Here is a 3,590-nt window from a genome sequence, read left to right on the forward strand (position 1 = left end):
GTGAAGGAAAATTAACTGAGAGACCTCTTGATCCATATTTTGAAATTTTTAAAGAAAAAAATATAGATTATAAAACTTTCAATGAGATAAAAAATCTTCCTCTTGAAATAGATGGAAAATTAAAATCTGGGGAGTATTCTTTAGTTGGAGATGTAAGTTCTCAATTTATATCAGGACTTTTATTTGCTCTTCCACTTTTAGAGGGAGATTCAGTTTTAAAGATAACTACAAAATTAGAATCAGCTAGTTATATTGATTTGACTTTAAAATCTTTAAGTAAGTATGGAATAAAAATAGAAAATAAAAATCATAGAGAATATATTATAGATGGAAATCAAAAGTATAAAAATCTTGATTCTGTTGTAGAGGGAGATTATTCACAAGGAGCTTTTTGGTTAGTAGCAGGGAGTTTAAATCCACAGAGTGAAAGTATTATTTCAGAGGGATTGGATTTAGACTCTTTACAAGGAGATAAAAAAATTCTTGAGATTTTAGAAAGAATGGGAGTAAAACTTAAGATTGAAAAAGATAAGATAGAATCTTTTGGAAGTAAAAGTTTTTCAACAATAATTGATGCCTCAGATTGTCCAGATATTATTCCAATTCTTACAGTACTAGCATCTTTAAGTGAGGGAGTTACAAAAATAATCAACGCTAAAAGACTTCGTATTAAAGAGTGTGATAGACTTAATGCAATTGCCACAGAGCTTAATAAATTAGGGGCTGATATTGAGGAATTAGAAGATGGACTTATAATAAAAGGAAAAGAATTTTTACAAGGGGGAGAGGTTTCTTGCTGGAATGATCATAGAATAGCTATGAGTTTAGCAGTGGCCTCAATAAAATGTAAGGATAAAATTATTTTACATGGAGCAGAGTGTGTTGAAAAATCTTATCCAGAGTTTTGGAATGATTTTGTAAATCTTGGTGGAAAGATAGAGGAGATTTAGATGAATACCTTTGGAAGAAAATTAAAAATAACTATATTTGGAGAATCTCACGGTTCATCTATTGGAGCTATTATAGATGGACTTCCCTCTGGAATAAAATTGGATTTTGATTTTATAAGAAGAGAGATGGATAGGAGAGCTCCCGGAAAAAATAAAATTTCTACTCAAAGAAAAGAGGCAGATGATTTTATAATAGAAAGTGGATATTTTAATGATAGAACTACTGGAACTCCTCTTTGTGTAAGAATAAAAAATAGTGATTCTCACTCAAAAGATTATTCCATTTTAAAAAACCTTATGAGACCATCTCACGGAGATTATCCCGGATATGTAAAATACAATGGTTTTAATGATTATAGAGGGGGAGGAAGTTTTTCTGGTAGACTTACAGCTCCCCTTGTTTTTGCTGGAGCTGTTGCAAAACAATATTTAAAAGAAAAATATAATATTTCAGTGGGAGCACATATCTATTCTATAAAGGATATTGAAGATAAAAAATTTAATCCATTAGGAGATGATGAAAAACTTTTTGGAGAATTAAGTAGAAAAGAGATACCAGTAATAGATGATGAAAAAATTATTCTTATGAAAGATGAGATTTTAAAAGCAAGGGAAAATTGTAACTCTGTTGGGGGAACAATTGAATGTATGGTAAATAATATCCCTGTTGGTTTTGGTTTTCCATTTTTTGATTCAGTAGAGAGCCTTTTAGCTCACGGAATATTTTCTATACCAAGTGTTAAAGCTATTGAATTTGGAAAAGGTTTCGATATAACAAAACTTTTTGGAAATGAGGCTAATGATGAGATGTATTTTGATGAGAATAAAAAGGTAAAAACAAAAACAAATAATAATGGTGGAGTTTTAGGTGGGATTACAAACGGAATGCCGATAATTTTTAAAGTGGCAATAAAACCAACTCCCTCTATATCTTTGTCACAAAATACAATAAATGTGTCAACTGAAGAAAATCAAATTCTTGAGATCAAAGGAAGACACGATCCTTGTATTGTTCAAAGAGCTGTACCTGTTATCGAGAGTGTGACTGCTTTTACAATTTTAGATATTATACTATCAAATTAGGAGAAATTATGAAAGAGGAATTAAATTTAGAAGAGATTAGAAAAGATATAGATAGAATAGATAGAGAAATGGCAAAACTTTTTGAAGAAAGAATGAATGTGGTTATGAAAGTGGCAGAATATAAAAAAATAAATAATATGCCTGTAAAGGACAGGGCTCGTGAAGAGAGAGTTTTAGAGAAGGCTAATCACATAATTGAAAATAAAAAATATATTTCTGGTTTTCAAAAAATTTTAAGGGATATTATGGATTTTAGTTGTGAACTTCAAGATGAGGAATTAAAAAAATAGAGGTGGATTATGAAATTTGGATTGATTGGAGAAAAATTATCCCATAGCCTATCTCCTGAAATTCATAAAAAAATATTTGAGAATTTAAAAATTTCTGGTGATTACTCTTTAATTGAATTAAAACAGAGTGAGATTTTAGATTTTTTTAGAGATAGAAGTATGGAGTATAGAGGTTTCAACGTTACCATTCCTTATAAAATAAAACTTATGGATTTTATGGAAGAGATTTCAGACGAGGCAAGGGAGATAGGAGCTATAAATACAATTTTTCAAAAGAATGGAAAATTTTATGGGTATAATACAGACTATTTTGGATATAAAAGAACTTTAGAAGAGAATAATATAGATATAAAAGATAAAGATATAACTATATTGGGAGCTGGTGGAGCTAGTAGAGCAGTTTTAAAATATTCTTTTGATGAGGGGATAAAAAATACTTTAATAGTTGCAAGAAATATTGAAAAAGCAAAAAAAGAATTGGATTTACTCTTAAAAAATAGAGATAATATTGAATTTTTAAATTTTGAAGAGTTTGAAAAGAGAAAAGAAAAAGGATATTTAATTGTTAATTGTACCCCTGTTGGAATGTTTCCCAATATTTTAAACTCTCCAGTAAGCAAAGAAAGTTTAGAAAATTATGAAAATTTACTTGACCTTATATATAATCCAAAAGAGACTTTATTTTTGAAATATGGGAAAAAACTTGGGAAAAAATCTATAAATGGACTTTTTATGTTGGTAGCTCAAGCTGTGGCTAGTCAGGAAATTTGGCAAGATAAAAAAATAGATAACTCTGTTGTAAAAAATATAGTGTCAGATTTAGAAGAAAAGTTTTAGGAGGAAATATGAAAATATTAGTAATCAATGGACCTAATATCAATATGCTTGGAATAAGAGAAAAAAATATCTATGGAGATAATGATTATAACTCTCTTTGTGAGATGATAAGGAAGGAAGCTCACAAATTAGGTTGTAAGGTTGATTTTTTTCAGAGTAATATTGAAGGGGAGATAATCACTGAAATTCAAAAAACTTTGGGTGTCTATGACGGAATAATTATAAATCCTGCTGCTTATACACATTATAGTATTGGGATACTTGATGCTTTAAAGTCTGTGGATGTTCCAGCCATTGAGGTGCATATAAGTAATATCCATAAGAGAGAGGATTTTAGAAAAAAATCTGTAACTGCTGAAGGGTGTGTTGGACAAATCTCTGGATTAGGTTTTTATGGATATATTTTAGCTTTAAGAGGTCTTATAAATTT

5 protein-coding genes are annotated in these 3,590 nt (G+C 29.3%); all 5 read left to right on the forward strand.

What is annotated here, in order from left to right:
• Positions 1–950, forward strand: a 950-nt coding sequence (gene aroA / locus Q1J48_RS00005) for a 3-phosphoshikimate 1-carboxyvinyltransferase (RefSeq protein WP_300360496.1), incomplete at its 5' end; no start/stop codon positions are given.
• The gene (gene aroC, locus Q1J48_RS00010; protein ID WP_300360497.1) at positions 951–2,033 is read left to right on the forward strand and encodes a chorismate synthase; all 1,083 of its coding nucleotides are present in this window, start codon (positions 951–953) and stop codon (positions 2,031–2,033) included.
• 8 nt (positions 2,034–2,041) lie between these two features.
• A complete protein-coding gene (locus Q1J48_RS00015; RefSeq protein WP_300360498.1) occupies positions 2,042–2,323 on the forward strand; it encodes a chorismate mutase in 282 nt (93 codons plus the stop codon).
• A gap of 9 nt (positions 2,324–2,332) precedes the next feature.
• The gene (gene aroE, locus Q1J48_RS00020; protein ID WP_300360499.1) at positions 2,333–3,160 is read left to right on the forward strand and encodes a shikimate dehydrogenase; all 828 of its coding nucleotides are present in this window, start codon (positions 2,333–2,335) and stop codon (positions 3,158–3,160) included.
• A gap of 8 nt (positions 3,161–3,168) precedes the next feature.
• The coding region (gene aroQ / locus Q1J48_RS00025) for a type II 3-dehydroquinate dehydratase (protein ID WP_300360500.1) at positions 3,169–3,590 on the forward strand (422 nt) is incomplete at its 3' end.

The organism is Fusobacterium sp. (genome assembly GCF_029258315.1).
GTDB lineage: Bacteria > Fusobacteriota > Fusobacteriia > Fusobacteriales > Fusobacteriaceae > Fusobacterium_B.